The organism is Stenotrophomonas sp. (genome assembly GCF_032061965.1).
Classification (GTDB): Bacteria; Pseudomonadota; Gammaproteobacteria; order Xanthomonadales; family Xanthomonadaceae; genus Stenotrophomonas.
The window spans coordinates 30,613-56,998 of the sequence record NZ_DAMBEF010000025.1; the positions used below are offsets into that span (position 1 = coordinate 30,613).

The 26,386-nt window shown below is 62.7% G+C and carries 27 protein-coding genes and 2 pseudogenes; 13 read left to right on the forward strand and 16 right to left on the reverse strand.

All coding sequences use genetic code 11. From position 1 onward, the window contains the following. Positions 1-202 precede the first annotated feature (202 nt). Positions 203-2,389, reverse strand: coding sequence for a TonB-dependent siderophore receptor (locus tag RT460_RS13345; RefSeq protein WP_313317247.1), 2,187 nt, complete (start codon positions 2,387-2,389; stop codon positions 203-205). A gap of 279 nt (positions 2,390-2,668) precedes the next feature. On the opposite strand from RT460_RS13345, the gene RT460_RS13350 reads away from it, so the two are divergent. Then, positions 2,669-3,334 carry a DUF2306 domain-containing protein gene (locus RT460_RS13350; protein WP_313317248.1) on the forward strand — a complete coding sequence of 222 codons (666 nt, stop codon included), beginning with the start codon at positions 2,669-2,671 and terminating at the stop codon, positions 3,332-3,334. Positions 3,335-3,370: 36 nt separating this feature from the next. Here the strand turns inward: RT460_RS13350 and RT460_RS13355 are convergent, their stop codons facing one another. From RT460_RS13355 to RT460_RS13375, 6 genes are all read right to left on the reverse strand, one after another. After that, a complete protein-coding gene (locus RT460_RS13355) occupies positions 3,371-3,703 on the reverse strand; it encodes a low molecular weight protein tyrosine phosphatase family protein (protein ID WP_313317249.1) in 333 nt (110 codons plus the stop codon). A 59-nt stretch (positions 3,704-3,762) separates the two neighbouring features. Continuing rightward, entirely contained in the window at positions 3,763-4,101 is a 339-nt protein-coding gene (locus tag RT460_RS19520) for an excalibur calcium-binding domain-containing protein (protein WP_345785080.1), read from the reverse strand. 138 nt (positions 4,102-4,239) lie between these two features. Then, positions 4,240-4,590: a hypothetical protein gene (locus RT460_RS13360; RefSeq protein WP_313317250.1), complete on the reverse strand. Its 351-nt coding sequence runs from the start codon at positions 4,588-4,590 to the stop codon at positions 4,240-4,242. Between the two features lie 56 nt (positions 4,591-4,646). Continuing rightward, positions 4,647-5,033, reverse strand: a complete 387-nt coding sequence (locus RT460_RS13365; RefSeq protein ID WP_313317251.1) for a YbjQ family protein — start codon at positions 5,031-5,033, stop codon at positions 4,647-4,649. Between the two features lie 69 nt (positions 5,034-5,102). Then, complete coding sequence (locus RT460_RS13370; RefSeq protein WP_313317252.1) at positions 5,103-5,486, reverse strand: lysozyme inhibitor LprI family protein; 384 nt, start codon at positions 5,484-5,486, stop codon at positions 5,103-5,105. Positions 5,487-5,538: 52 nt separating this feature from the next. Further along, a complete protein-coding gene (locus RT460_RS13375) occupies positions 5,539-5,940 on the reverse strand; it encodes a hypothetical protein (RefSeq protein WP_313317253.1) in 402 nt (133 codons plus the stop codon). 945 nt (positions 5,941-6,885) lie between these two features. Between RT460_RS13375 and RT460_RS13380 the strand changes: the two are divergent. Beyond that, positions 6,886-7,008 (forward strand): annotated as a pseudogene (locus RT460_RS13380) (IS110 family transposase); the annotation flags it as partial. Positions 7,009-7,189: 181 nt separating this feature from the next. Here RT460_RS13380 and RT460_RS13385 read toward each other — a convergent pair. Next, a complete protein-coding gene (locus RT460_RS13385) occupies positions 7,190-7,597 on the reverse strand; it encodes a DUF4279 domain-containing protein (RefSeq protein WP_313317254.1) in 408 nt (135 codons plus the stop codon). Between the two features lie 855 nt (positions 7,598-8,452). Here RT460_RS13385 and RT460_RS13390 point away from each other — a divergent pair. From RT460_RS13390 to RT460_RS13435, 10 genes and pseudogenes are all read left to right on the forward strand, one after another. Then, positions 8,453-8,806 (forward strand): annotated as a pseudogene (locus tag RT460_RS13390) (transposase); the annotation flags it as partial. Positions 8,807-8,880: 74 nt separating this feature from the next. Continuing rightward, positions 8,881-11,604 (forward strand): TonB-dependent receptor, encoded by a 2,724-nt coding sequence (locus RT460_RS13395; protein ID WP_313317255.1) that lies wholly within the window; start codon positions 8,881-8,883, stop codon positions 11,602-11,604. A gap of 79 nt (positions 11,605-11,683) precedes the next feature. Next, entirely contained in the window at positions 11,684-12,451 is a 768-nt protein-coding gene (locus tag RT460_RS13400; protein WP_313317256.1) for a Slam-dependent surface lipoprotein, read from the forward strand. 227 nt (positions 12,452-12,678) lie between these two features. Next, positions 12,679-14,127, forward strand: coding sequence for a surface lipoprotein assembly modifier (locus RT460_RS13405; protein WP_313317257.1), 1,449 nt, complete (start codon positions 12,679-12,681; stop codon positions 14,125-14,127). 18 nt (positions 14,128-14,145) lie between these two features. Beyond that, complete coding sequence (locus RT460_RS13410; RefSeq protein WP_313317258.1) at positions 14,146-14,760, forward strand: biliverdin-producing heme oxygenase; 615 nt, start codon at positions 14,146-14,148, stop codon at positions 14,758-14,760. A gap of 58 nt (positions 14,761-14,818) precedes the next feature. After that, positions 14,819-15,208, forward strand: a complete 390-nt coding sequence (locus RT460_RS13415) for a YbaN family protein (RefSeq protein WP_313317259.1) — start codon at positions 14,819-14,821, stop codon at positions 15,206-15,208. Positions 15,209-15,267: 59 nt separating this feature from the next. After that, positions 15,268-15,981, forward strand: a complete 714-nt coding sequence (gene exbB / locus RT460_RS13420) for a tonB-system energizer ExbB (protein ID WP_313317260.1) — start codon at positions 15,268-15,270, stop codon at positions 15,979-15,981. 11 nt (positions 15,982-15,992) lie between these two features. Beyond that, positions 15,993-16,415, forward strand: coding sequence for a TonB system transport protein ExbD (exbD, locus tag RT460_RS13425; RefSeq protein WP_313317261.1), 423 nt, complete (start codon positions 15,993-15,995; stop codon positions 16,413-16,415). Further along, positions 16,412-17,170, forward strand: a complete 759-nt coding sequence (locus tag RT460_RS13430; RefSeq protein ID WP_313317263.1) for an energy transducer TonB — start codon at positions 16,412-16,414, stop codon at positions 17,168-17,170. Before exbD ends, RT460_RS13430 begins: the two co-directional genes overlap by 4 nt. A 180-nt stretch (positions 17,171-17,350) precedes the next feature. After that, positions 17,351-17,482 (forward strand): hypothetical protein, encoded by a 132-nt coding sequence (locus tag RT460_RS13435; RefSeq protein ID WP_313317266.1) that lies wholly within the window; start codon positions 17,351-17,353, stop codon positions 17,480-17,482. Positions 17,483-17,711: 229 nt separating this feature from the next. Here the strand turns inward: RT460_RS13435 and RT460_RS13440 are convergent, their stop codons facing one another. The 8 genes from RT460_RS13440 to RT460_RS13475 form a co-directional block, all read right to left on the reverse strand. Continuing rightward, positions 17,712-18,056 carry a BON domain-containing protein gene (locus tag RT460_RS13440; RefSeq protein WP_313317267.1) on the reverse strand — a complete coding sequence of 115 codons (345 nt, stop codon included), beginning with the start codon at positions 18,054-18,056 and terminating at the stop codon, positions 17,712-17,714. 127 nt (positions 18,057-18,183) lie between these two features. Further along, positions 18,184-18,435 (reverse strand): hypothetical protein, encoded by a 252-nt coding sequence (locus tag RT460_RS13445; RefSeq protein WP_313317268.1) that lies wholly within the window; start codon positions 18,433-18,435, stop codon positions 18,184-18,186. Positions 18,436-18,594: 159 nt separating this feature from the next. Beyond that, positions 18,595-18,789: a hypothetical protein gene (locus tag RT460_RS13450; RefSeq protein ID WP_313317269.1), complete on the reverse strand. Its 195-nt coding sequence runs from the start codon at positions 18,787-18,789 to the stop codon at positions 18,595-18,597. 17 nt (positions 18,790-18,806) lie between these two features. Beyond that, a complete protein-coding gene (locus tag RT460_RS13455; protein WP_313317270.1) occupies positions 18,807-20,738 on the reverse strand; it encodes a CocE/NonD family hydrolase in 1,932 nt (643 codons plus the stop codon). A 250-nt stretch (positions 20,739-20,988) separates the two neighbouring features. Beyond that, the gene (locus RT460_RS13460; RefSeq protein WP_313317272.1) at positions 20,989-21,831 is read right to left on the reverse strand and encodes a hypothetical protein; all 843 of its coding nucleotides are present in this window, start codon (positions 21,829-21,831) and stop codon (positions 20,989-20,991) included. Then, positions 21,828-22,325: a 3-isopropylmalate dehydratase gene (locus RT460_RS13465; RefSeq protein ID WP_313317274.1), complete on the reverse strand. Its 498-nt coding sequence runs from the start codon at positions 22,323-22,325 to the stop codon at positions 21,828-21,830. The genes RT460_RS13460 and RT460_RS13465 overlap by 4 nt, the downstream gene beginning before the upstream one ends. Continuing rightward, positions 22,322-23,605, reverse strand: coding sequence for a 3-isopropylmalate dehydratase large subunit (locus tag RT460_RS13470; RefSeq protein WP_313317275.1), 1,284 nt, complete (start codon positions 23,603-23,605; stop codon positions 22,322-22,324). The genes RT460_RS13465 and RT460_RS13470 overlap by 4 nt, the downstream gene beginning before the upstream one ends. Then, entirely contained in the window at positions 23,602-24,399 is a 798-nt protein-coding gene (locus RT460_RS13475) for a GntR family transcriptional regulator (RefSeq protein ID WP_313317276.1), read from the reverse strand. Before RT460_RS13475 ends, RT460_RS13470 begins: the two co-directional genes overlap by 4 nt. A 180-nt stretch (positions 24,400-24,579) precedes the next feature. Here RT460_RS13475 and RT460_RS13480 point away from each other — a divergent pair, with 180 nt between their 5' ends. Then, complete coding sequence (locus RT460_RS13480; protein ID WP_313317277.1) at positions 24,580-25,866, forward strand: MFS transporter; 1,287 nt, start codon at positions 24,580-24,582, stop codon at positions 25,864-25,866. The last annotated feature ends 520 nt before the right edge of the window (positions 25,867-26,386 follow it).

Consider the following 26,386-nt stretch of genomic DNA (forward strand, 5'->3'; position numbering starts at 1 on the left):
CGCCCGGTGGGCACCCCCTCCCGCAAGGGGAGAGGGGAGGCCACTGCAACATCAACACCGCAGCTTCCATGCGCGGCTTTGTTTCAAGTCCCGCACCGCTGAGCTTCAAAGTCCCTCGCCCCTCGCGGCAGATGGGTTGGGGAGAGGGGGAAGCAACCGCAACAACAAGAAACAGAACCCGGCGTTCTCTTGACCCGGAAAATCAGAAGCGCCAGTCGAAACTCAACTGATAGTTGCTCGGCACACCGTAGTAGCCAATCTGATACAGGCTGTTGATGTACTTCCTGTCGGTCAGGTTGTTGACGTTGGCGCGTACCGTTGCATTGGGCAGTACATCCCAGGCGACGAAAGCATTGAGCAGGGCGTAGCTGCCCTGGCGCACGACAGTGCCGGTGTAGATGTCGGTGGCGGAGATATCACTCTGCCAGCGGCCCCCCAATCCGAACGACAACGCCTCGTAGGCGGGCAGGCGCGAGGTCAGCATGAGGTTTGCAGTGCGGCGCGGTACCCAGGTGTAGGTGCTGCCGCCGTTCTGGTTGCTCATCTTCAGCTGGGTGTAGCCGAACACCAGATTGGTGTTGTCGTCGAGCTTGCCGGTGGCTTCGAATTCCACGCCCTTGGACTCCACGTCCACGCCGTAGTACCAGTACTTGGCGTTGGTTTCGTCATAACCGCCGGAGGTGGCCAGGTTTTCCTGCTTGGCCTTGAACAGCGCCAGCGTGGTAAGCAGGCGACGGTCCAGCCATTCGGCCTTGACACCCACTTCATAGTTCACGCCCTTGGTCGGGTCCAGGTAGACAAGGTTGATGTCGTACTGGTCCTGCGGCTGGTAGATGTCCGAATAGCTGATGTAGCCCAGCACCTTGTCGCTGAAATCCCAGGTCAGGCCCGCGTAGGGGCTGATGTGGTCTTCGGTCTGGTTGAACGCCTCACCATTGTTGCCATCGCGGTGGTACTCGGCCCAGTTGAAGCCAAGCACGGCCTTGAACTGGTCGGTGAAGGTGAGGCGGGCGGCGCCGTAGCCGCGCTTCAGGCGCTGGTTGGTCCAGCTGGCCTTGTGGCGCGCACCCCATTCCGGCTCTGCAATGGCATTGCCGGGATAGGGGAAGACGACCGGGTTGAGGTTGGACGGATTCTGGATCGGGTGATCCCAGTTGGTCTGGTCGCTCTTGCCCACGCTGAAGCCGAACGTTGCTTCCTGCTCATGTCCAAACAGGGGGAAGCGCCCGTTCACGGTGATATCGCCCAGATGCGAGCTGCCCGCATCGATGCCCTTGTAGGCCCAACCGATCAGACCCGCACCGGTGACGGGGTCCAGCCCGGTCATGGTGTAGGCGAAGAACAATTGGTCGTCGCTGGCAGCCTTGCGGTAGTTGTACGTTGCCTTCGCCTGCCAGTCGGCCCCCAGCTGGTGCGTGTATTCGACGAAGGCGGTTTCGGTCTTGGTGTTCCAGTAGGTCCAGTCCTGCGTGGTCGACGCGCTGCGTCCCCATTCGGCCTGGCTGCCGTCGTTGTTGCTGAAGGTCAGCGCGCCCCACATGTTGTGGTCGCTGTCGGCCTTCTGCCAGGAGTAGCCCACCGTCAACGTACCGTTGTCGCCGATCTGGCCATCGACCACGCCGTAGAAGAAGTTGCGGTCGTTCTGGTAGTCGCGCAGGTAGGAGTCGCCGTCTTCGTGCGCGGCCACCACGCGACCGGCCCAACGCCCGTCCTCGGTGAACGGTGTGGTGTAGTCCACCTCGACGCGGCGCTTGCCCCAGGAGCCCACGCTGACGCCCAACTGGCCCTTGGCCTCGTTGGTGGGGCGCTTGCGCACGTAGTTGATGGTGCCCGAGGCATTGCCCACACCGGTGAGCAGGCCGTTGGCACCACGGATGACTTCCAGTTTCTCGTAGCCGAACGCATCCATCGCGCCGGTGACGATGCCCCAGTCATTGGGCAGGCCCACACCGTCGATCTGCGTGTTCTTGATATCGAAGCCGCGCGCGACGTAGTTGGTGCGGTTGGTTTCCCATTCTTCCACCTGGATGCCGGTGGCCAGCCGCAGCGCATCGTTGATGTTGTCGATGCCGAACTGTTGCATCTGTTCCGTGCTGACCACGCTGATCGACTGCGGGGTCTCCTTGATGTCCAGATCAAGGTTGGTGGCGCCATTGCTGACCCGGTTCGCGCGCTGCGAAACCACCCGTACCGTGTCCAGCTGGGTCGCGGTGTCGTTGTCAGCTGCCGGGGCAGCCGCCTCTGCGGCCGCCGTTTCGGCCATCGCCGTACCAGTGCTGCCCGCCAGGACGAGGCAGATGGCCGCTTTCAGGGTGTTGCTTGCAATGCGCGATGGGAACGACAGGCCAGCGGCGGCAGCCGGGCGGCGGGAAGTACGGGTGGGGTGCATGTGGATGCCTGAATGAGTGGTAGCAACGGATGGGCCACGGCGGGGCGGGGCACCCGTTTAGGCAGCGGGTGTGGACTACGCTCAGGCAAGTGGCGTTCTTATTGCGAAATTAAATGCGAATGATTCGCATTTTGCAATAGATCCTCGGCGTCGATGTCTCGATTTGAGTCACCGGAGGCTGGCAGCGGGGCCGGCTTCCCTTGATCTGCCGTATGTGATCGGCCTTGTATGCTTGGCCCAACACGAGCCGAGGCGGGCCCCATGCCCAATGCAGTTCCAATGCCTTCCTCCAACTCCCGGGCCCTCCAGCGGCTGGGATGGGGACTGTTGTGGCTGGCAATGGCTGGCCTGAGCGTGCACTTCCTGCTGGCTATCCACGCCCAGTACGAGCGGGTCGATCCCGAGCACTACACGATGTACTGGGCACGGCGCGGCTGGCTGTGGCTGCATATCGGCGGAGGGGTGCTCGGCATCGTGCTGGGGCCGCTGCAGTTCCTCACCCGTTGGCCCAAGGCGCGGCCGCGCCTGCATCGCTGGCTGGGCCGCACCTATATCGGCGGCATGTTGGTGGCCTGTGCGGCAGCGGTTGGCCTGATTGCCACCTCCCCAGCCCCAGCCGCGATCACCACTGCCTTCGCCGGCACGGCGCTGGCCTGGCTGGTCACGGCGCTGGTGGCGATGATCGGCATCCGCCACGGCAACATCACCCGTCATCGGCGCTGGATGACGCGTGCCTACCTGGTCACCTTGGCACCGGTGCTGTTCCGACTGCTGTTGCCCGCATGGATAGCCAGTGGTCGAGCGCCCACGCCTGACGCGATTGCGTTGCTGCTGTGGGGCAGTTGGACGATTCCCTTGCTGTTGCACGCGCTGGTACTTGCCGCCTGTGCAGGCTGGCGGAGCGCTCGTTCCAGCACTGCAACGGGTGCGGCCCCGTTGCCCTGAAGCATCGGCGCGTGCGGCGATCGAGGCTGGTGAGGCTCAGCCAACAGGCAGGAAACGGCTCACTTTCTGCTTTAACAACTGCACCAGTACCGGGTCCATGTAGTCGTAGTCGTCAGGTATATCCAGGCAGATGACGCGTTTGCCGCCCAGATGCGCGCGGAACTTCTTCGACAGTTTGTTGCGATGTGCCTTTTCCATCACGAAGACCAGGTCCGCCCAGGCCAGCAGCTCTGGCGCGACCGGGGTACTGGCGTCGTTGCCCAACCCGGCAGACAGCGTCTCCACGCCCGGCCAATCGGCAAATACCTGCTCGGCGGTGGGGCTGCGCAAGCGGTTCTGGCTGCAGATGAACAGTACGTTGCGTGGCATGGGTGGCTGCTGGGTTGGGAGCTTGCTGCGACAGGAACGATACTACTGCGTACAAAGGGCTAGCGCCGTCCACGATAGGGCTCACATCCTATCCCGTCGTTGTCGCGGTCCAGATGTGGCCCGTAGCCTGGATCGCCGCGACGGACCGGCGCAGCCCCTGCTGCTCGTGCTTCGGCACAGTTTGCGAATGCCCGTGTTCCGGCAGAAGACCGGGCCGGTGCTACGGTGGTCGGTGAGAACGACTGTTGTGATGGTCGAGTGGGTCGGGACGAAGCAGGGGCGCCAGCCCCTCGGTGGCAGTGATAGTCGCCGGTGCTGCGGTTGGTATGGCAACCGTCCTTGTTGAGACCTCCGCTATGCGCCGCCGCTGGCCCGCATGCAGCCATCATGAGCGTCATCACACAACCTGAGAAAAGTGATCGCACACAGCCCCCTGATGCGTCACGCGGGCCGGTGGGGGCGCCGCGGAAGTCCGATCCTACCCCATGACCGCAGCAAACGTTTCCGGTGAAGATGGGGCGCTGGCCTGGGCAAACTCAGCTGCGGGTGCGTAGACGGCGAAATGGCAGGTTGTTTGCTCTTGCCGTGTGCCACCACAGTTGCCGCAAATAGCCACCGCAGGCGGCGAACGCCAGTTGTGAAACAGGTTGCAACAGCGGCTTGCCCATACGCTGGTGCAGTACCTGGAGGTAAGGCAGTACGACATCGGCCAGGATCACCGTCACCTGCGCGGAGAAAAGGCAGAGCAGTACGTCCAGGCCATAGGCATCGAGCAACGGGACCAGACTGGCCAGCTCTGGATTGCAGGCAATACAGAGGATGATGACCAACGTGCCCGCGGCCAGGGCCTTGTGGTGCCACGCGCGGGATCCATGAAAGGGTGTCATCGGCTTATCGGCAGTGAAACATGGGCTTGGGATGGATCTGCTACGGCAGTGGGCAATCAACGCTCGGATGTTGGCTCGACCACCACCGCCGTCCCGTAGCACAGCACTTCGGTGAGGCCGCTCATCAACTCGGTCGCGTCATAGCGCACGGCGATGATCGCATTGGCACCGAGCTGGCGGGCATGGGTCACCATGTCGCGGTAGGTTTCTTCGCGCGCCTGTTCGCACAGCTGCGTATAGATGGTGATGTTGCCGCCAAACAACGTCTGCAGGCCACCAATGAAATTGCCGATCACCGAACGCGAGCGCACCGTGATGCCACGTACCAGGCCGAGGTTACGCACGCAACGGTAGCCGGGTAGCTCAAGTGCGGTGGTTACCATCGCATCGCTCAGGACGACGGCCGTGCCGCGACTGGCGGAAGAGTTGTACGGGTCTGTCATATCAGGTCCTGGGAACGTGCGTTGTCGAATGTCGGAAGCCTGGCTGGAGATGCGGGCGAGGCGCTTGCCTCATTGCCCGGCCAGTTCGCGGAGCTCATCCACCCGGCGGATGTTCAGTTGCATCGGGCAGAACGCATACATCGGTGAACCAACGTGTGCGCCGGCCAGATTGCAGTGCAGGTCGCGATAGACCAGCCAGGCTTTCTGGGCACGGTCCAGCGCGGCAGCATCGTCGGGGTTGTCAGTTGCCAGATCATGGTAGATGCCGCGATACAAGCGGATCATCTCGGCCTTGGCATCAGCCGACACACTGCTGGAGCAGGCATCCACGCTGCCGTTCGTCGCACCACCTGCGCGCTCCAGGCAATCACTGTAGGCGTGCTGGTAATCGGGTGGCTGCGCCCAGACAAGTGCCGGCAGCATCAGCAATGCGGGAAGTAGACGCTTGATCATGGGTGAGCCTGTGCAGCGTGGTGTTGGTCAGGCAGAAGCGCGCGGCCCGCACTCATCGGCGGGTCAACTCCTGTCCATCGACCGTCATCTTCCAGCGGTCGCCCTCCTGATGCGGCGGCACGGATACCACGAAGCGCGTCGACACCGGCCCAACACCGACGACGAAATCATTGCCTTCGTATGCCTTGATGGGTGCATCAAGCGATTTGCTCACCGAAGGTTTGGGCTGGTGCTTGTAGATGACCCGTCCGCTGGCATCGATGACCAGCAGAGTGGTCGCTGATTCCCAGCTGCCTACATAGTCCTGCTTGTCCGCAGGCACTGGCTTGCCGCAAGCGGTCAACAGGCAGGCGACGGCAAGGGCGAGCAGGCCCATACGCCAGGCGTGTCGCAGTGACGAACGTCGGGCTGCTGGGGCGAGTGCCATGGGATGAGGAGAGTCAGTGAGTCGCATGCAGGCGTCCTTCCGTTGCGCAACGCAGAGTGTGTTGCAGCTTGGCGCTGACCGGGGGCGCCGGCGCCAGTCACTCTGCCAATGATTACCTGCATCGGCAAGGCTGGCCAGCAGGGGGATCGCCTTATAGTCGGCGCAGGTGAAGTGCAAGGAAACTTGTGCCCGGCGTTGATGGGTAGCACCTTGCGGACCTATCAGGCCGAGCGTCCAGGCTGGCGACGCGTGAACACCAATGCCAGCAGCCATAAGGCTGAGATTGGAGCCAGACACCACATTAGCCAAGAGGCGGTCTTGAGCCCAACCTGGAACGGTGCCGTCGGGTTGCCAGTAGCAACCACAGTCCAGAACGGATTGGGCTCAATGCTCACCGCAATGGGGCCAATAGACGGATAGGTAATGCACGCGCCACCGGCTATCAACAACATCCAAACGAGAGACCCTATCAGCAGTGATCGAGTTCTTTGACGCCCCATTACTTTCTCCATAGCGGCCTAACGCTTGAGTCAAGCCGCGCCGCAAAGCAGCTTCGGCTTGAATGAATTTTCAGACGCATCTGTCATAGGGTGTCATTGGACAGAGGCGAACCATCACGAGCAATTCTTGCGCTACATGAGGGGCATCTCCAGCCGCCTAGCATCGCTTCACGTGTGCTGGATGGTTTGCGGAATCTAGGCAGCAACGTCTTGCACTTGGGACATGATTTTCGAGGAATCAGGAATGCAAGAAGAAGCACAGCTAATCCACCGGCGATACCGCCAACCAGCCCAGACGTCATAAGCGTATCCATGTGTCTCCTTTAAGCGCCTAACCCTGGAACTATGCCGCGCCGCGAAGCGGCGTCGGCTTGAATGAGTAAAAAGGAGACTTACCCCCGACGGCATCGCCGTTCGGCCTCGAGGGCCATGAGTGGGTTGACACTCAATCAGCGCGAAGGAGAAGTGTCCAATGGGCACTATAACCATAGGAATCGACCTGGCGAAAGCCACATTCTCGACTTGTACGCTGGATGCGGCCGGGCGGGTGGTTCAGCGCCGGGATCTTGATCGTGAAGCCTTCAGCCAATGGCTGTTTACGGAAGTGCGGTCTGGCAATACTTGGAATGCTTGGCGAACTGGCGAACTGGCGAACAGTGGTAACGGTACAACAACCGAGGATGCGTTTATGCCTCACGCGAAAGGCAAGGACATCATGCACCCGGAGTTGACGGGAAGCTCCTTACGGAATTGTTGGGGTCAACGCCGGACCTTTGTTAACCGACATCGTAGATGTCCAGCTCGAGTGCAACACCGCGCTGCCCGAGAAAGAGCAAAGCTTTTGCCGAGAGAGGTAGGCCGTCATTGCTGCTACCCATGAAAAGGCCGCAGAACAAATCGGGTTGGAACCGGGCCAGTGACTCCCACACGTTGAGATCCTGGGTGAGTTGCTCAAGGATCTCGAAGATTTGCGCCTCCAGGTCCTCAGGCTCACGACGAGTCGCGCTAAGCCGCCAGCTCCCGGTCTTGGCAATACGCACGACTCCGGTCTTGCTACCGACGAGTTCTTGACCCTTCCGGTACGACACGGTTGGGCCTGCGCCTAGCAATGCGCTTATCTCATCAGGCGCCAGATCGTCACCGAAGAGCCGGAGTGTTGCTACAGAATGATTGATTGCTCCCATTGGGCCCTAACCTTGGAATTAAGCCGCGCCGCGAAGCGGTGTCGGCTTGAATGAACTGTTAGGCGGCTGTGGCCACCTACCGACCCCGGACCAATGCTGCCTTGCTTGTGCAACCCAACGTGAGCCGATCATGCCACAGCCTGCGGGTTGGAGCTTGCCTTGAAAACCTTGCCGAGCGTTGCCGCCGAAGTGCGATGAAATGATTGCGGCAGAGCAGTGAAGCGTAGGACGAAGTGGCGGGCTTGCCGATGCCAGGAACAGTTGGAACTGCTACCCGGAGCCGACCGGTGACTTGCCGATCTTGCTGCCGAAAGCAGAAGGGCCGGCCAGCCCAGTCCACCGCCGCCTAACTCCGGAATTAAGCCGCGCCGCGAAGCGGCGTCGGCTTGAATGAATCGTTAGAGCCCTGCCCTCGATAACGCATAAGCCAACTCCAGCTGGTTGCAGCCATGGCCCTGCAGGATGCCGTCAGCATCTAGCGCCCCGACCTCAAATCCCTCCTCAACGTCCTCGTAGTAGAGCAAGCCGGATGGCAACTCCGCAACGACAAGGACCTGCTCCAAGGCGCGGCCGCGCTGGAAAGCGACTGAGTAGAAAGGTACGCGATAGGAGGCAAATGCAACTTGCTGGGAGGGCGAGCAGTTGCGAAGCTGATCGACAACCAGCGCCTCAAGCTCAACGACTGTAATGGGCTGCCAAGTCTCCAAAGGGCTCTAACACCTGAATTAAGCCGCGCCGCGAAGCGGTGTCGGCTTGAATGAGTAAAAAGGAGGCTTCCCCTTCGACGGCATCGCCGTTCGGCCTCGAGGGCCATGATTGGGTTGACACTCAATCAGCGCGAAGGAGAAGTCTCCAATGGGCACTATAACCATAGGAATCGATCTGGCGAAAGCGAGATTCTCGACCTGTACGCTGGATGCGGCCGGGCGGGTGGTTCAGCGCCGGGATCTTGATCGTGAAGCCTTCAGCCAATGGCTGTTACAGGTCCCGGTAGGGACTGTGGTGGCCATGGAAGCTTGCAGTGGCGCCCACGCCTGGGCCAGGCGTTGTCTGGAGCACGGCCTGCGCCCAAAGTTGATTGCCGCGCAGTTCGTCAAGCCGTTCCGCAAGAGCCAGACCACCAAGAATGACCGCAATGATGCAGAAGCCATCGCCACCGCTGCGCGGCAGGGCAATATGCGCTTCGTGCCGGTGAAGTCGGTTGATCAAGTTGGCAGTGGCGCGAGCCGGGCACGGTGGTGGTCAGCCGCGCAGCGTCGGCAGTGCCTGCGGGCGATGGCGTAGTGACGGGTACCTTGAATGTCGCCGGCCAGCGCGTCGGCGCATCGCAGGGCGCGGAGCGCGACCGCCAGGGCGGCGACGCGGTGTATGACCTGGATCTTTCCTCGGTCTATGCCGGCAAGGAGCAGATAGAGCGCTACAAGGGGGCCGCGCCGGCGGACGTGTTCAAGGGCATGGCCAACGTCTACAGCGGCGATGCCCGCAACAGCGGTGCCCTGGACCCCAATATCCGTGGCATCCAGGGCCCGGGCCGCATCCCGGTGAGCATCGACGGCACCGAGCAGGCGCTTACCGTGTGGCGCGGATACATGGGCGCCAACAACCGCAACTACATCGACCCCAACCTGATCGGCGGCATCCAGGTCATCAAGGGGCCGCAATTGCAGCGCAACGTCAATACATCGGTCGGCGGCGCAGTGGTGATCAACACCCTCGACGTCGGCGACATCCTCGGCGAGGGCGAAGGCTTTGGTGGCGAGGTCAAGCTGGAAGGCAGCAACAACGCTGTTTCACCACGCATCCCCACGCTGTTGACCGGTCAGAACTGGCGTGAGATCGAAGGTTGGCCAGCCGCAACCTGGAACTACTACGACCCCAGCCTGTACGTGAAGCCACGTGGTGATGGCAGCAACCACCTGCTGTCGGGCGATGATCAGGCCTATCGCGTTGCATTGGGCTGGCGCGGCGAACGTGTGGACGTCCTGGCGGCGTACGCCTATCGCGAGAAGGGCAACCACTTTGCCGGCAAGAAGGACGCCGGCTACTACTCCAAGCCTGCGACCGATGGTTGGGATTACATCCCCTTCCTGGCCAACATCTACCGGCCCGGCGATGAAGTGCCCAACACCTCGAGCCAGATGGAATCCTGGCTGGGCAAACTCAACTATCGGATCAGCGATGACCAGGTTGTGCAGCTAGGCCTGCGCGACACCCTGTCGCACTACGGCGAGATCATGCCCTCGCGCATCGCCTGGGTCGACACCTCCACCAATGGCGTGCCGCAATGGCCATTGAGCCGCGTTGACGCCAAGGCCTATAACCTCGAGTACCGCTGGCAGCCGCAGGGCAGCCGCTGGATCGACCTGTACGCCAACCTCTGGCAGACCGATACCGTCAGCGATACCTACAGCAGCGGTGGGCGGCCCAATGACCCCAGTGGCTACATCGAGCCCAATGCCAGCGGAACCGGTGGCCGCAACGTCAACAGCAACTACCTGCGCAACACCGCGGTTGCCAACGCGGACAACACCCGCAAGGGCATCACCGTCAGCAATGCCTTCGCGCTGGCAGACGATATCCAGCTGACGCTTGCCGGCAGCTACCAGCACGAATCGCTGCGCTCGGATGACAGCTACTGGGACACGGCCATCAATGCCACCTCACGCATGCTGCCGCGCGCAGGCCGGCGCGCCGAGAAAGAGTTCAGCATGAAGCTGGAATGGCAGCCCAGCGACCGCCTGAATGTCGCAGGCAGCCTGCGCTATCAATCATTCTGGGCGGTGGATGACTTCGTACGCCGGATGGATGCGGCTGGCTACACCAATTTCAGCCAGCGCAGCGAGTACACCTATTACGGCATGAGCTACTACACCGCCGACCCGGCGTTGAGTGCCGCACAGATCCAGGCGTTGCGCGACCAGTTCATCGCCGATGGCTACAGCGGTGACCAGCTCGAACACGCCATGGACTTCACCGTGTTCAACCAGCGCCATGACAGCCTCTGGCTGGCAGACGAGAACGGCCGCTATTCGCGTGCTGACAACATCTTCCTCAATGGAAGCCTGGATGGCGTGGACTACAAGATGGCCAGCGCATCGCGCGGCTCCACCCAGTTGCAGGACGCGCCACCGATGCGGCAATTGAATGCCGCCCAGCACAGGAAGGGCGGTGACTGGGCACCTTCGCTGTCGGCTGCATTCCACCTCAATGACGATGCCCGCATCTATCTGCTGCATAACCAGACCCGCCGCTATCCGAGCATGTTCGAAACCACGCTGGGGTTCTCGGCATCCATCCCCTCGTCGCAACTCAAGCCAGAGCACGTGTACAGCTACGAGTTGGGCTATGTGCACGACCTGTCGCGCCTGCTGCATACCGGTGAGGACGGTCACGCAGATTTCAAACTGGCGTACTACCACCACCGTACCCGCGATGTGATCGAACGCAGCCCCAACCTGATGTTCAGCAACATCGACAAGCAGACCATCCGCGGCGTCGAGATGCAGAGCCGCTACGACAATGGACGGTTCTTCGTTGATCTCAGCGCGGCGCATACGTTCGAGAACAGCGTCTGCGACGAAAGCACGGCCGTACAGCTTTCGCCGCTGCTCGGCGCGGTCAAGAACTGCGTCGATGGAGGTTTCGTTGGCGGCTACCTGGTGACCCAGGCCATACCGGATTGGACGGTGAACACCGCCGTGGGCATCCGCCTGCTGGACAAGCGCCTGGAGCTGGGTGCGCGTGGCGTCTACTACAGCGCTTTCGACAACCCCTACAAGGATAACTACGGCACACAAACCATGGTGCCGTACTACGCCAATACGCCCATGCAATGGGGCCGCATCCTCACCTATGACGCGTATGTGTCGTACCGGCCTAACGAGGCGATGAGCATCGAGCTGATCGGCACCAACCTGAGCAACCTCTACTACATCGACCCATTGACGCGTTCGGCACTGGCCGCGCCGGGCCGCACCTTGAAGTTGAGCCTGGGCTACAGGTTCTGAGCACCGCACAACGGAGCAGAAACAGCGGGGAAGGGAGTCCCCAACCCTTGCAACACCAACCCAACTGTGGAGTTTGATGATGAAGATTATCGGTTTGTCGATGCTCGTCTTGTCACTGGGCGCCGTCGCTGGTGCAGCCAACGCCGACGTGCGCTTTGGCAGCACCAACGAAAGCTATGTCGCCCTGGGTGGCAGCGGTGGTCCTTCGGACGATCATGGCGGTCAGAAGGGTGACCCTGCCATTGGTGTGAAGGCGTTCTACGGTGGCACCCTGGTGAGCTTCTCCGGCTTGCAGGGCATGGGTGCCACCAGTGGCGCCGGTACCGCCGCCGACCCAAAGATCACCCGCATCACCACCGCGATGATGCCGCCCAGCCACGCCAGCCTGGGCTACTTCAATTTTGCGCAGGTCGGTTCCCAGGCCGTGTACTTCGGTGAGTGGTCCAACACTGGCAGCACCTCCAGCCCACAGCACACCGCCTACTACGCCGGCGAAGCGGGCAATGTAGCCACCACCTTGCCCACCGGTACCGCCACCTATACGGTCAAGTCGATCAACAACGCCTACTCGGGCACCGGCGCGAGCCTGCCGACCAGCACGTTGACCGCCAACTTCGGCACGTACAAGGCCAGCTCCAGCGGTGACATCAACTTCACCGGCGGCACCATCTCGGTCAACGGTGCACGCGTGCAGCTGGGTGCCAGCAATGTCGGTGTCACCAGTGTTGCCGGGAGCAACGGCAGCTTGAACGGTGACTTCTTCGGCACCGGCGCCTCGGCCGTGGCCGGCACGGTGAAGTTTGCCGATACCAGCAAGAACACCGCATTCGGCGGCAGCAAGAACTGATCCTCCATCTCCCCAGGCAAGGGCAGCTGCAGCTGCGTGATACCCCAAGGAGCGCGGATGACTTTGTATGAATGGCAGGGGCTGGCGGTTGCCACCCCTGCTTTTGGCCTTGAATGACGGCGGACCCGGCAACAACGATGTACCCGATCCACTCACGACTGGCGCCTGGCCGGATTGCGCGTAGCGCAAGCCGCTGTTGTGCTGCCCGGGCACTTGCGTGCTTGCAGATGCCGTCGTTGCTGTTGCTGATGCTGGTAGTGGGCTCGGCATGTGGCCAGGACGATACCCGTCGCCTGCTGGAGCAGGACGCTCGACAGCAGGCACTGCAACGCGAGCAGCAGCTGCTGGAACAGGCCACGGATGGAGACCGCCCAACCTTGACGGTCGAGGGCAAAACCTATCGCGTCGAGAGCACGGCCAATGATGTTGGCCAGGCCTTGTACCTGATGCTGGCGCGGCAGCAATGGACTTTGGCCCGTGGCTTCCTGCAGGAATATCGCCAGCTCCCCGATCGCGATCCGCTGTTGCTGCACTACGCGCAGGCGATGCTGTACCGGTCCGACGCCCAGCACGCGCAGGCCATTGCCGAGTTCACCGCGCTGCTGGCCTTGCAGCCGGATTTCATGCTGGCGCGGCTGGAGTTGGCGCGTACCTTGTTCGAAGACCAGCAGGATGTTGAAGCGCGGTCGCTGTTTGACAGCATCCAGGCATCGTTGGCGGTGGAGGATCCGCGTAATGCCGGGGTGCGTCAGACCGTGGCGTTGTTCCAGCAGGCGCTGCGCAACCGCGCTCGTATCGAGGGCTCCTTCGCACTTGGCCCGCAATGGAATGACAATCTCAATCGCAGCTCAGCCAGCCGCATCTGCCTCTATCAACTTGGCGACGAATGCCTGCTGGACCGGCAGACACCGGCCGCGGTCAGCGGCGAGGGGATCGAATACGACGCCACACTGGGAAAGCGCGTCGCCTTGGCGGGGCACCACGGCGTGTACATGCGCTCCCTGCTGTACGGGCAGGTCTATCGCGATGCGGGTGAATACAACGAGGCGAGCTTCGCCGCACAGGCGGGCTACAGCTATCGCAGCGCCCGCCAACGGGTGTCGCTGGCGCCCACATTCGACTACTACCGTTGGGGTGCGCAGACCCTGTATGCCGGTTGGGGTGTACATGCCGAGTGGAGCTGGACGCCACGGCCGCGCCACCTGCTTCGGCTCGAAGCTGACAGCAAGGCGCTGCGGTACCGCAATGACAGTCTTGCGGGCAATTACGACGGCAGCGTGAACATGCTGTCGCTTACCTACTTCAACGCGTTGAGCCAGCGCTGGACGCTATTTGCCGGTGCCGATGTTGCCGATAGCGGCGCGCGTCAGCACGTCAACGCCTATCTGCAGCGCGGCCTGCGCGCAGGAGCGGTACTGCAATGGCCCGAAGGCGTGGCCACCACGGCGATGGTGTCGCTGCGGGAACGCCGCCACGACGCCTTCAATGCAGCGGTGGACAGGCGGCGCGAAGACATCGAGCAGAACTACACGCTGGTGATCAAAGCCAGCCGCTGGGCGATGGCCGGTTTTGTGCCGGTACTGACCCTCCGCCGCAACGTAACCCGCAGCAATGTGGGCTGGTTGTACAGCTACGACAAGAACGTTGCCAGCCTGAAGCTGGAACGTGTTTTTTGACCCTCCCCGGAGAGCCCCATGAACGAGCCCATCGTCAGCCTGAAGGTACCGCGCAGTCAGCGCCTGAAATCCGCAACGCACCAGACACACGACGCGCTGGACAAGCGCATCATGGCTGCCGATATTTTCGCCAGCAAGGAGCACTTCGCAGGCTTCCTGCGCGTGCAGTACCGTTTCCACCGCGACATCGAGCACCTGTATGCCGATGCGGCATTGGCTGCGTTGGTGCCTGCATTGGGTGAGCGCGCAAGACTGCTGAAGATCGCCAATGACTTGTCTGATCTCGGCCAGAGGGTGCCAGGCTCGACCGCGCCGCCGGCGACCTTGGGCCAGGACATCTGGCGTTCGTTGGGCTGGCTGTACGTGGCCGAAGGTTCCAACCTCGGCGGGGCGGTGCTGTTCAAGATGGCACGCGACCAGTTGGGCCTGCACAGGGGCTTTGGCGCCGGCCACCTGGCGGGTCATCCTGAGGGCGCAGCGCGGCACTGGCGGCAGTTCACCCACGCACTGGACAGCATTGTCATGGATGACATGCAGGAGCAACAGCTCATCGAGGGTGCATGCCACGCGTTTGTCACCGTGCGTGGCTACGTGGAAAGCGAGCTGCCCCAGGTCGCGGATGCGCGGGCATGAACATCGGCACGGCATGTAGCACGTGGCTCCGATGCGTCATGCGATGCGGCCGCTGAGCATGAATTCCGGCACGCCGCGGCGTGGCAGGTTGCAACGTGCGCTGTTGCGGCTGCTTGCGGTGTTGTGCCTGGGCATTGCCTTCGTCGGCGTGGTGACACCGGGCCTGCCGACTACCGAATTCGTGTTGCTGGCAGCGTGGGCGGCCGCCCGCAGTTCGCCCCGTCTGCATGCATGGATACTGCGCAACCGGCTGCTCGGGCCGCTGTTGCTGCAGTGGCAGAGCGGCAAGCTGCCACGCCGGGCGAAATGGGCGGCATTGGCGTCGATGAGCACAGCTGGCGCTTTCGCTGCCCTGACCATCCCGCATCGGCCCAGTGTGTATTTCATCGTCTTCTGCATGGCGTGCGTCCTGCTCTGGCTCTGGCGCAAGCCCGAGCCGGAGCCTTGAGCACGGCGCCAACAATCTGCTGCTTTCGCACCTCCCATTCCCTTTCAACTGGATCGCTCATGTCGTCCGTGACAACCCAACTCCCCCCCGACCTCAGCCCATGGCAGATGTTCGCGCATGCCGACACGGTGGTTCAGGCCATCATGATCGTGCTGACGCTTGCCTCATTGCTGACCTGGACCGTGTTGCTGGCCAAGGGCGCCGAACTGCGCGCGGCGCAGCGTGAGCTCCGGCATGCGCGCAACGGCGTACTACAGGCCGTGCACCTGGCAGACGCCAATGTGCTGGATGCGGGCATCGGGCGCAGCTTGCTGGACCAGGCCCATGAGGAACTGCAGCAATCGGGCGGGCTGAGCGACAAAGCGGCGATAAAGGAGCGCCTGGCCTCGCGGCTGGAGCGCACCGAACTGGCCTACGCACGGCAGCTGCGGCGTGGCACCGGCGTACTGGCCACGATCGGTGCAACCGCGCCCTTCGTGGGATTGCTGGGGACGGTCTGGGGCATCATGAACAGTTTCGTGGGCATCGCCCGTGCCAATACCACCAACCTGGCGGTGGTTGCGCCAGGTATTGCCGAGGCCTTGCTGGCAACCGCGCTTGGCTTGGGTGCGGCGATCCCGGCGGTGGTTATCTACAACTACTTTGGACGCCGCCTGACTGCCGCACGCGCCGAGTTGGGGGATCTCTCCGCCGGCGTGGAGCGCTTGTTCTCGCGTGATCTGGACCGCCAAGCCATGCCGGTTTCGGATTCCGGCATTGATGCAATCCGTTGAGGAGCCCTCGGATGCCGCGTAGACACCGTGAAGAGCCGGACGAGCTGGAAGAGAACCACGAGATCAACGTCACGCCTTTCATCGACGTGATGTTGGTACTGCTGATCATCTTCATGGTGGCGGCACCGCTTGCGACGGTGTCGTTGCCGGTGGAGCTACCGCCAAGCAGCTTGCAGGCACAGCCGGAGCCGCAGGCACCTATCCAGCTCACGCTGGCGGCTGACCACACGCTCAGCCTCAATGATGTGTCCGTTGCCCCGGAGCAGCTGGCCCCGCGGCTTGATGCACTGTCACGAGGCAACCGCGAGCAACGCGTGTTCGTGCGTGCGGACCAACGCGTTGCCTATGGCGAGCTGATGCAGTTGATGGACCGCCTGCGCCAGGCCGGCTATCTCAAGGTTGCGCTGGTTGCACAGGAGCAGGGCAGGCAATGACGGCAAGGTCACCCATGCCGCCTGCGCTGCGTTGGGCCGCCAGTCTGATTGCGGTGCTGCTGGTGCATGCATTGTTGATCGGCGTATATCTGCTTTGGCCGCGCGATCGGTCACCGGTGGTACCGAGCAGTCCGCCGCAGGCCGTGATGCTGGAGCTGGCACCTCAACCCACTGCAGCAGATGCCATGCGCAGCGAACTCGCCCCCGGTCCCTTGCAGCAGGACGCTGCGGCCGCCGAGGCGAGTGAAAGCGCGGAAACGCCGCCCATCATGCCGCCGCTGCCGACGACACCTGCGCCGGCTGCGGTCGCGCAGCACGACACTGCACGGGCCGATGCGCGCGAAGCCCTGGCTGAGCCTGCGCAGTCTTCCTCCCAATCTGCACAGGCGAGCGCACCGCCACACAGCGAGGCGAGCGTTGCCACTTCCACGGCGGCACCCGCTTCCAGCGTAGGGGCCAGCACCGCGGCGTTCGCTGACTGGCAATCGCGCCTGTTGGGTCACCTGCAGGCATTCAAACGCTACCCACGCGCGGCGCAGCGCCGGCGCTATGAGGGCGTTGCGCAGGTGCGATACACCGTGGACCGCGGTGGTACGGTCTTGTCCGCAGGGCTGGCCGGTAGCAGCGGCCACAGCGCGCTGGACGAAGAAGCGGTGGCGGCTGTCCTGCGCGCAAGCCCGCTACCGCCACCACCGGCTGACGTGGTGGGTCGCGAGATCGATGTAACTACTCCGGTGCAGTTCCTGCTCCGTTAGGCGTGCTCCTGACGGGGCGGCAGCGTTGGCGTGGCTGACACAAAGCACAGCGGTCGATGAACGGATAACCGAATTCATGCAGGTCCATGGCGCGACGAACGGATTTCAAACCTGGTGCTAACGCTTGTGGGGCGAACCTGCGCTCGCAGCACTACCTGCTGCGTCACTGAGGCAACTTCGATGTCCAGTCAGCAGAACAACCCGCAACGCGATGTCCAGGATCCACTTGATCCGCAGCAACGCCACGCCCAGCAGAACCCGGGCCAGCAGCAGCCGAAGAAGAATCCATCGCACGACGAAGAGGAAGAGTGAGCCTGGTCACCGTACGGCGACATCGCGGCGTCCCGATTCATCGGGGCGCCTCGTCGCCGCCCGACCCAGGCCGTGACGATCCTGCACCACCCGTGCCGGTCAGGGAGCCACCGCCGCACCAACCCGATACAAGCAAGCTGCCGCCTGAAAAGAAGGCTCCCGGCGACAATCCTCCCAAAAAGAAGAGCGGCGCCTGATAGCGCCGCTCATTGATGACTGCGCACTGGGATCAACGCACCGCAGCCGCCGTCAATGCCGAACTGTCGACGCTCTTGACGCCTTCGACACCCTTCGCCGCAGTGACCGCCCGGTCAACTTCGGCCTGGCTGGCAACCGTTCCACTCAGCGTGACAACGCCATTGACGGTTTCCACCTTGATTTCGAGGCCAGAGACATCCTTGGTGGTCAGCAGCTCGGCTTTCACCTTGGTGGTGATCCAGGTATCGGTACCCGGTTGCTCGGAATCATGCCCCTGCATGGCCTGGCCAGCAGCCTGCGCCGTGACAGCCGCGCCGGCAAAGCTCAACGCGATGACACCTGCGCATAGCAGTTGCTTCGTCTTGCGGATATTCATGGCAAGTCTCCAATCAGAGCGATGATGCTCAGGATCGATAGTGCATGCACTGCAATTAAGCCGATGCCTGCATCCGGTGATGGGCGGGTGCACGGCATGCAAAGGCCCTGTGCAGACGTGCCCGGATTCAGGCGATCACCAGATCCCATGCAAGATTGGAACCGTTGAACTTGAAGCGGTATCCATCAAAGTCGACCTGCCGGGCAATGTTTCCGTCCTCGTCGATCATCGTATGGAAGCAGATCTTGCTGGCACCTGCAGTGGCGACGCGCCGTCCATCAAAACTTCCCTTGGTTACCTGCCTGGATTCCGTTGCCAGCAGCGTTACCTGTCGGCGTTGCTGGCCAGGTCCTTCCAGGAACAGTTTCACGTCAGCCATTGCATGTTCTCCGCGATGCGATCCCCCCGAACCGGTCCATTCATCTATAGCGGGCGGTGACACCCGCGACAATGACTGAATGCGCAGAAGCGATGTTGGCCGCTACACGCGAGGCACAGCGCGTGCACTGTGTCGCGCTGTGCCACGTGTCCTTAACAATCACCAGGGTGCGATGGACATGATCAGCACCAATGCAATGATCGCAACGCCGATCAGGATGATGTTGCGTTTGCTGAGCCTTCTGGGTTTCATGTCGGCTGCTCCATGTTGCAGGCGTTCTTGCCTGCCTTGGCTATAGCACAGCCGATGCAAAGAGCCGGGCAACACGCCTGCATTGCGCTGCAGGCGTGTCATCCGATCCATCGCTGCTTTCAGTTCACTACCGGCAGGCTGATGAAGCTGGGATGTTCGCCGGTATTCCAGATGCGCTGGTTGGCCTTGCGGTAGTCGCTGGGCTGGGCGAAGAAGATGTTTTCCACATAGTGCTGTGGATTGCGGTCATACAGCGGGAACAAGCTGGATTGCACCTGCACCATCAACCTGTGGCCAGGCTGCAGTGTCTGGTTGACATTGGGAAGATCGAATCGGTAGGTCTGCGGTGTGTCGGCGGTGATCGCCTTCGGATCACTGAAGCTCTCGCGGTAGCGGCCGCGGAAGATGGTGATCGCCAATGGCAACTGGTAACCGGCCATCTTCGGGTTGTCCGGGTACTGGTCGGGGTAGACATCGATCAGCTTGACCACCCAGTCGCTGTCAGTGCCGGAGGTGGAAGCGCTCAACTGCACCTGCGGAATGCCGGCAAGCTTCATCGGCTTGTCCAGTACCGGGCCGGTATAGGTGAGCACGTCGGTACGTCCATCGACGAAGCGTTGATCGCGGACCAGCCAGGTGGTCCAGACATCGCGGTCACCCATGTTGACCGGGCGCGGCACGAAGGGCACCGGCTTGGCAGGATCGGCGATGTATTCGACGTACTGTGCGTCACCTGCTGCACTGCTGGTGCCAAGCGTTGCGTCAGTGTTGAGATACACCCGCTGCGGGTTGGCGCTGCAACCCTGGCTGCAGCTCTGCGGCCAGTTGCTGTAGGTATCCCAGGTGTTCCTGCCGGCGTTGTAGACCCATACCGGTGGTGTGTTGGCGGGCGGCGCGCCGTCCTTCAGGTATTGGTCGAAGAACGGCTTGAGCACATCGCGCCGCCACTGCAGTGCAGTATCACCGTCAAAATCCAAAGCGCCCAGTGAACTGCCGTTGTAGTTGGCCCCACTGTGCCGCCACGGCCCGATCACCAGGAAGTTGCGGGTGTTGTCGTGGTCCTTGGGTTCCAGCGCGGCCCAGGCGGTGTGCGCGCCATAGATGTCTTCCTGGTCCCACAGGCCTTGTTCCCACATCGTGGGCACGGTGATTTCGGGCAGCCTGGCCAACAGCTTGTCCAATGCCTGTTGCTGCCAGAACGCGTCATAGGCCGGATGCTCGCTGACCTTGTGCCAGGCCGGTATCTGTTCCAGACCCTGGGCCTTGGCGAAGGCACCGACCGAGCCGGCCTGCAGGAAGCTGCTGTAGTCATCAGCGCCAGGCATGGCGATCTTTGCGCCTTGCCCGCGTGCGGTCATCTGGCCGGTGAAGTAGCCCAGATTTACCTGCCGATAGGCGCCATTCTGGAACCAGTCATCACCCATCCAGCCATCGATCATCGGGCTTTCCGGTGCGGCTACTTTCAATGCAGGGTGTGGATCGAGCAGCGCCATCACCACGGTGAAACCTTCATAGGATGAGCCCAGCATGCCGACCTTGCCGTTGGACTCGGGCAGGTGTTTGACCAGCCAGTCGATGCTGTCCCAGGCGTCGGTGCTGTGATCGATCTTGCCGGGGTTGAGCGGACCGCGTGGTGGCCGCGTCATCACGTAGTCGCCTTCGGAGCCGTACTTGCCACGCACGTCCTGGAACACGCGGATATAGCCGTCTTCGGCGAACACCGTATCGCCTTGGGCGAGGGCGTCGACCAGCCGCGTCGCGCCCGGGGTGCGGTCGACGCGGCCGGCTGCGTTATAGGGGGTGCGGGTGAACAGGATCGGCGCGTTGTGTGCGCCCTTGGGGATCATGATCACGGTGTAGAGCTTGACCCCATCGCGCATCGGGATCATCACTTCGCGCTTGTCGAAATCACGGGCGGGCTGCGGAGCGACGAACTTCTTGCCGGTGATGTCCGGCGTCATCGGTGAGACCTGCGCCGCTGCGCTTGTGGCGATGCCGATGCCGATGCCGCAGACGACGGCGATGGCTGCTGCCAGGATCTGGATCCGCATTGCTCGACCTCATCCGCGTTGGGCAAACGCTGACGCTATGCCTGTGTAGCGGCGGTTACACATGGCAAAGGTCATGGGCAGATGCGAAAGGCACCCCTCCCCAACCCTCCCCTGCGCTACGCGCAAGGGAGGGGGTAACGGCGGAACGCCTTGACCTGACCCTGCGCAGCAATCAGCCCCCTCCCTTGCGCGTAGCGCAGGGGAGGGCTGGGGAGGGGGGCTCCCAAAGCTCTACGCTTCAACCCAAAACTCACCCAGCAAGCAACTCCACATGCTCCCCAGCCGGCCCGCACAGGCTGCGGCGCGCGCAAACCGAATTCACTTCCCAGCCCGCATCACGCAGCACGCTGTCCTCCACTGCCGGCAAACGCAGCGCAAGACTGTACTGACCGGCATGACGGACCTTGGCTGCAGCAGGCAGTTCCACCTGATCAATCTCGACCATGCATTGCCCCGGCATCGGCACCACGGCGACCGGGAAGCGGCCTTCCAGTGCTTGCCCATAGGCACGATTGAGCACGGTGATCTTGGTATCGAAGGCCCAGCCTTTGGCGCCAAGCAAGGCCGACCATGCACGTTGTGAGGCCTCACGATCCGGCGTCGTCATCACCCCGATGAAGGTGGACGCTACCGTGGCATCCGTCATTGGCAGATCGAACGGCGGCACCTGCGCCTTGATCTGGGTGAGATACAACAGCTCGCCGCAAGGGCCCAGCACCTGCGCGGCGCGGATGGCGTCGCTCAGCTCCAGGTTGGCGGCAGCGCCCAGCACTTTGAAAGGGGCCTGCAGGCCGGCAGCCAGCGTGTCGATGTCACCCACCAGCACTTCCAGCGACAACCAGCCGTGGCGGTACATCGGCTCAGCGACGACCGCAGCGGGATCTTCGATCACCCGCAACACCGGTTCGCCTGCACTATTGGCCAGCCAGGCCAGCGGTGCGCTGGCCAGGTCTGCCAGGTCCAGTGCGGCTGCATCGTCGGCGCCGAGTGTGCCTTGTTGTTGCACCTGCAGGGCCAACTGCCCGGCATAGGCATCGCAGACCTGCTGCAGGTCCGGTGCGATCAAGGTGGCGTGGATGATGCCTTGTTTCATGTGCGGCGCTCCGCAGCCAGTTTGCGCTCCAGCCACGGCATCAGGCCACCGCCGGCGACGATTTCCATCAGCTCGGTGGGGATCTTCTCGCAGCTGAATTCGCGTCCGGTGCTGTGGTTGATGATGCGTCCTTCCACCGGGCGCACTTCCAGTTCATCGCCACGGGAAGCTTCCAGATTGGCACAGACCAGTGCAGGCACGCCGAGATTGAGCGCGTTGCGATAGAAGATGCGCGCGAAGGATTTGGCGATGATGGCACCCACGCCGAGCTCGGCCAGTGCCTGCACCGCCTGTTCGCGCGAGGAACCAATGCCGAAGGACTCGCCGCCGACCACGATGTCGCCGCGCTGCACTTCACTGGCGAATGCCGGGTCCACCGCTTCCAGGCAGTGGCTGGCGAGTACGCTCATCGGCTCGCGCATATAGGGGCCGGGCGCCAGCACATCGGTGTCGATGCGGTCGCCGAAGACGAAGGCCTTGCCACGGACGTTCATGCGCTTTCTCCCAGCAGCTCGCGCGGATCACAGATTTCGCCCTTCACCGCGGCCGCCGCCACGCTGTACGGCGAACCCAGGTAGACCTGCGCCTCGGCCGAGCCCATGCGGCCCTTGAAGTTGCGTGCCGTGGTGGACATGCACACTTCGCCACTGCTGAGCATGCCGGCACCCATGCCAGCGCAGGCACCACAACCGGACGGCAGCAGGATGGCGCCGGCAGCGGTCAGCGTGGCCAGCGTGCCTTCGGCAGCCGCCTGTGCGGTCATCGCCACCGAGGCCGGGGCGATCAACAGGCGCGTGCCCTTGGCGACTTTGCGGCCTTTCAGTACTTCGGCGGCCATGCGCAGGTCGGTAAGCTTGGCGCCGGTACAGGCGCCGATATAGGCCTGGTCGATGTGCACCTTGCCGTGCTCATCCACCGGCCGGCTATTGGCCGGGCTGTGCGGTGCAGCCACGTGCGGCGCGATCTGCGCGGCGTCGTAGCGGTAGTGATGCAGGTAGTTGGCGTCAGCATCGCTGCGCCATTGCGCCAGGTCACCGTAGAAGGGCTTGCCGGCCTGTTCCAATGCGGCCAGCGTGGTCGCATCGGGTTCGACAATGCCGGTTTCCGCGCCCAGTTCGGCGGCCATGTTGCACAGGGTCAAACGCTCGTGCATCGGCATTGCCTGCACCGCGCTGCCGCCGTACTCGAACACCTGGCCTTCGTTGCCCATGCCGTACTGGCCGCACAGCATCAGCATCACGTCCTTGGCGCTGACGCCGGCAGCGAGCATGCCGTCCAACTGCACACGGGTGGTCTGCGGCACGCGCAGCCAGACTTCGCCGGTGACCAGCGCGCCGGTGATGTCGGTGGCGCCCATGCCGACCATGAAGGCACCGAAGGCACCGCCGCTGGGCGAGTGCGAGTCACCGCCCACGCAGAACATGCCAGGCTGCACATGGCCGTGTTCCTGCAGCACCACGTGGCAGATGCCGAGCATGTCGTAATGGGTGACGCCCTGCGCCTGCGCCCATTTGCGGGTCAGCGCCAGGATGTCGGCGCTTTCCATGTCCACGGCGGGCACGAAGTGGTCGGAGACCACCACCACCTTGTTCGGGTCCCATACCTTGGCACCGAGTTTTTCCAGGCGCGAGGCCACGCGGCGGGGGCCGCCGGAGTCGTGCATCATCAACAGGTCGAGCTTGGCGGTGAGGATTTCACCGGCGCGCACGGCCTCACGCCCGCAGGCACGGGCGAGGATTTTCTCAGCAAGCGTTGCACTCACAGTCGCACTCAAGCAGACGTCTCCGGGTTGTTGGCTTCATAGTCCAGGCGCATCTGGTAGCGCAGCTGGTCCGGGCGGTATTGGATTTCCAGCAGATCCTGCAGTTGCTGGTTGGCATCGAAGGAGCGCCGCTCCAGCGTCATCACCGCCTGGCCGGTGGACATCTGCAGGTGCATGGCCGACAGCGCGCCCACGCGCATGGCCGACACGGTCTGCTGGACCTTGATCACATTGATGCCGCAGCGGCGGAACAGGTCGATGCGCGAGCCGTAGGCCAGGTTCTCGGCACTGAAATCGGGATGGTTGGTGCGGGTCCAGCTGGCGTAATAGCCGAACGGATGGCCGTGGCGGCTGCGTACGCGCACGCAGCGCACCAGGGTTTCGCCCGGGGCGCTGCCGAACAGCTCGCGGATCGGTTCCGGTGGCACCACGCGTTCCCAGCCGAGCAGGCGCACCTGGGTATTGCCGGCCAGCGTGTCCAGGCTGTGCATCAGCTCGCCCAGCGGCGTCTTCAGCGGCATGGGGATGGTGGAGGTGCGGACCTTGCCGCCGACCACGCGGGTGCCGCGGCCACGCTGGCGCACCAGCAGGCCGTCATCGGCCAGCAGTTGCAGGGCCTGACGCACGGTTACCCGCGAAATGCGCAGGCGGCGAGCCAGTTCTTCCTCGCGGGGCAACTGCTCGCCGTCGCCGATCTCGCCACGCTCGATCAGCCCGCGCAGGAAACCCTGCAGCTGGTGATAGAGCGGCGCGTGCACGTCGCGGCGGAGGATGCCCTCCAGGGATTGGGTGGTGAACGGATCCAAGGCGATGGTTCTGGCTGCGGTTCAGAATAATCTTAATGATATATCTATATAACTATATTTGACCGGCGCCGCAATCTGCCCCGCCGGCTACATCCGGAGGCCGGACTGTGCCATTCTTTGTCCGGACATTGTTGTAGTGGCATGCGTTCCCCGTTCACCCCTCCCGTAACAGGTGTGCCGATGAAACGTTTCTACCCGTGGCTGATCTGCATCGTGGCCATGTTGATGCTTGCGATCTCCAATGGCATGACCATGACCGGGATCACTGCCTTCGACCCGTCACTGCTGGATGAATTCGGCTGGAGCCGTGGCCAGCTCAAGTTCCGCGACATGTTCAACCTGCTGCTGGCGGCGCTGATGTCGCCCTTTGTCGGCGCGCTGATCGACCGTATCGGCGTGCGCAGCCTGGCCTTGTTCGGCAGCCTGCTGCTGGCGGTGCTGTACGCGGCCTATTCGCAGGTGCATTCCATTGCCCACGTCTACCTGATCCATGTCTGTTTCGCAGCGGTGGTGGTGAGCAGCGGCCTGAGCGTGGCGGTAATCATGGTCTCGCAATGGTTCCAGACCCGCCGCGGCACCGCACTGGGCATCGCGCTGGTCGGCAGCAGCCTGGGCGGCATGCTGGTGCCCAAGATCATCATCGCCCTGCTTCCCGAGCACGGCTGGCGCGGCAGCTTCCTGCTGATGGCGGTGATTCCGGTGGCCTTGTTCGTGTTGTGCCTGGCCCTGGTGCGATCGCCCGATGGCAAGGGGCTGCGCCGTTGGGGCGAAGGTGAGGCAAGCAGCAGCCCCGTGCCGGGCAGCTGCAGCAACCTGCCCGATCTCGGTTATGGCCAGGCATTGCGCACCCGTACCTTCTGGGCGCTGGCGGTGGTGGCGGTGACCACGTTCTGGGGAATCATGTCGCTGTCTTCGCACCTGATCCTCAACATGAAGGACTTGGGCTTCAACGGTGAGCAGGCAGGCAATGGCATGTTCCTGCTGTTTGGGTTGGGCATGGTGGGCAAGTTCCTGTTTGGCTTTCTTGCCGACGTGACCACATCGAAGAAGGTGTTCGTGTGCAACGTGGCCTTGATGGCTGTGGGCGCAGTGATCATCGCCCTACAGCAGCCGGGCTTGCTATGGACCGGCCTGATCGTGATGGGGCTGGGTTGGGGTGGCTTGTACGCCATCCTGCAGCTGCAGATCGTGGAGGCGTTCGGCTTGAGCGCGGCAGGCAAAATCCTCGGCACCATCTCCTTGATGGATGCCACCTCGGCCGGTCTGGGCATCTGGCTGACGGCGGTGATGTTCGATCACTTCGGTAATTACCACGTTGCATTCACGGTGATCGCAGTGCTGGTGGTGATTGGGCTGCTGGCTTCGTTTTTTGTACGTGATGAGCGGCGCCTGGCGTTTGCTGTTGCGTCAGGCGAGGGCGAGCAGGCGCCGGGGCAGGATTCCGCCGTGGTGCGTGGATTGGTTTGACACCCCGCTCGCCACAGCAGATCGCGCCGGCGCGCTGTCACCGTAGCCCGGGTAAGCGCAGCGCACCCGGGAATTGGGAGGCGGCCGCAAGGCTGGTGTAATCCGCGAAGCTGATATTGCTGAAATTACGGATGGTCACGTCATCGGATGATGTGCATGCTTCGCAGTTTACGCCGCTCCTCCAGCAGGAATCAGGTTTCGCGCTTTCGATGTTTCCCCGGGTGCGCTGCGCTTACCCGGGCTACGGAGGTTGTGGTTGCGGGTTGGGCCGCACAACGACAAAGCCCCGCTTGCACGGGCCATTTTCGTTCACAGCATGCAGCAATGTAGCCCGGGTAAGCGCAGCGCACCCGGGAAATGGGAGGCGACTGCAAGGCTGGTGTAATCCGCGAAGCCAATATTGCTGAAATTACGGATGGTCACGTCATCGGATGATGTGCATGTTTCGCGGCTTACGCCGCGCCACCAGCAGGAATCAGGTTTCGCGCTTTCGATGTTTCCCCGGGTGCGCTGCGCTTAC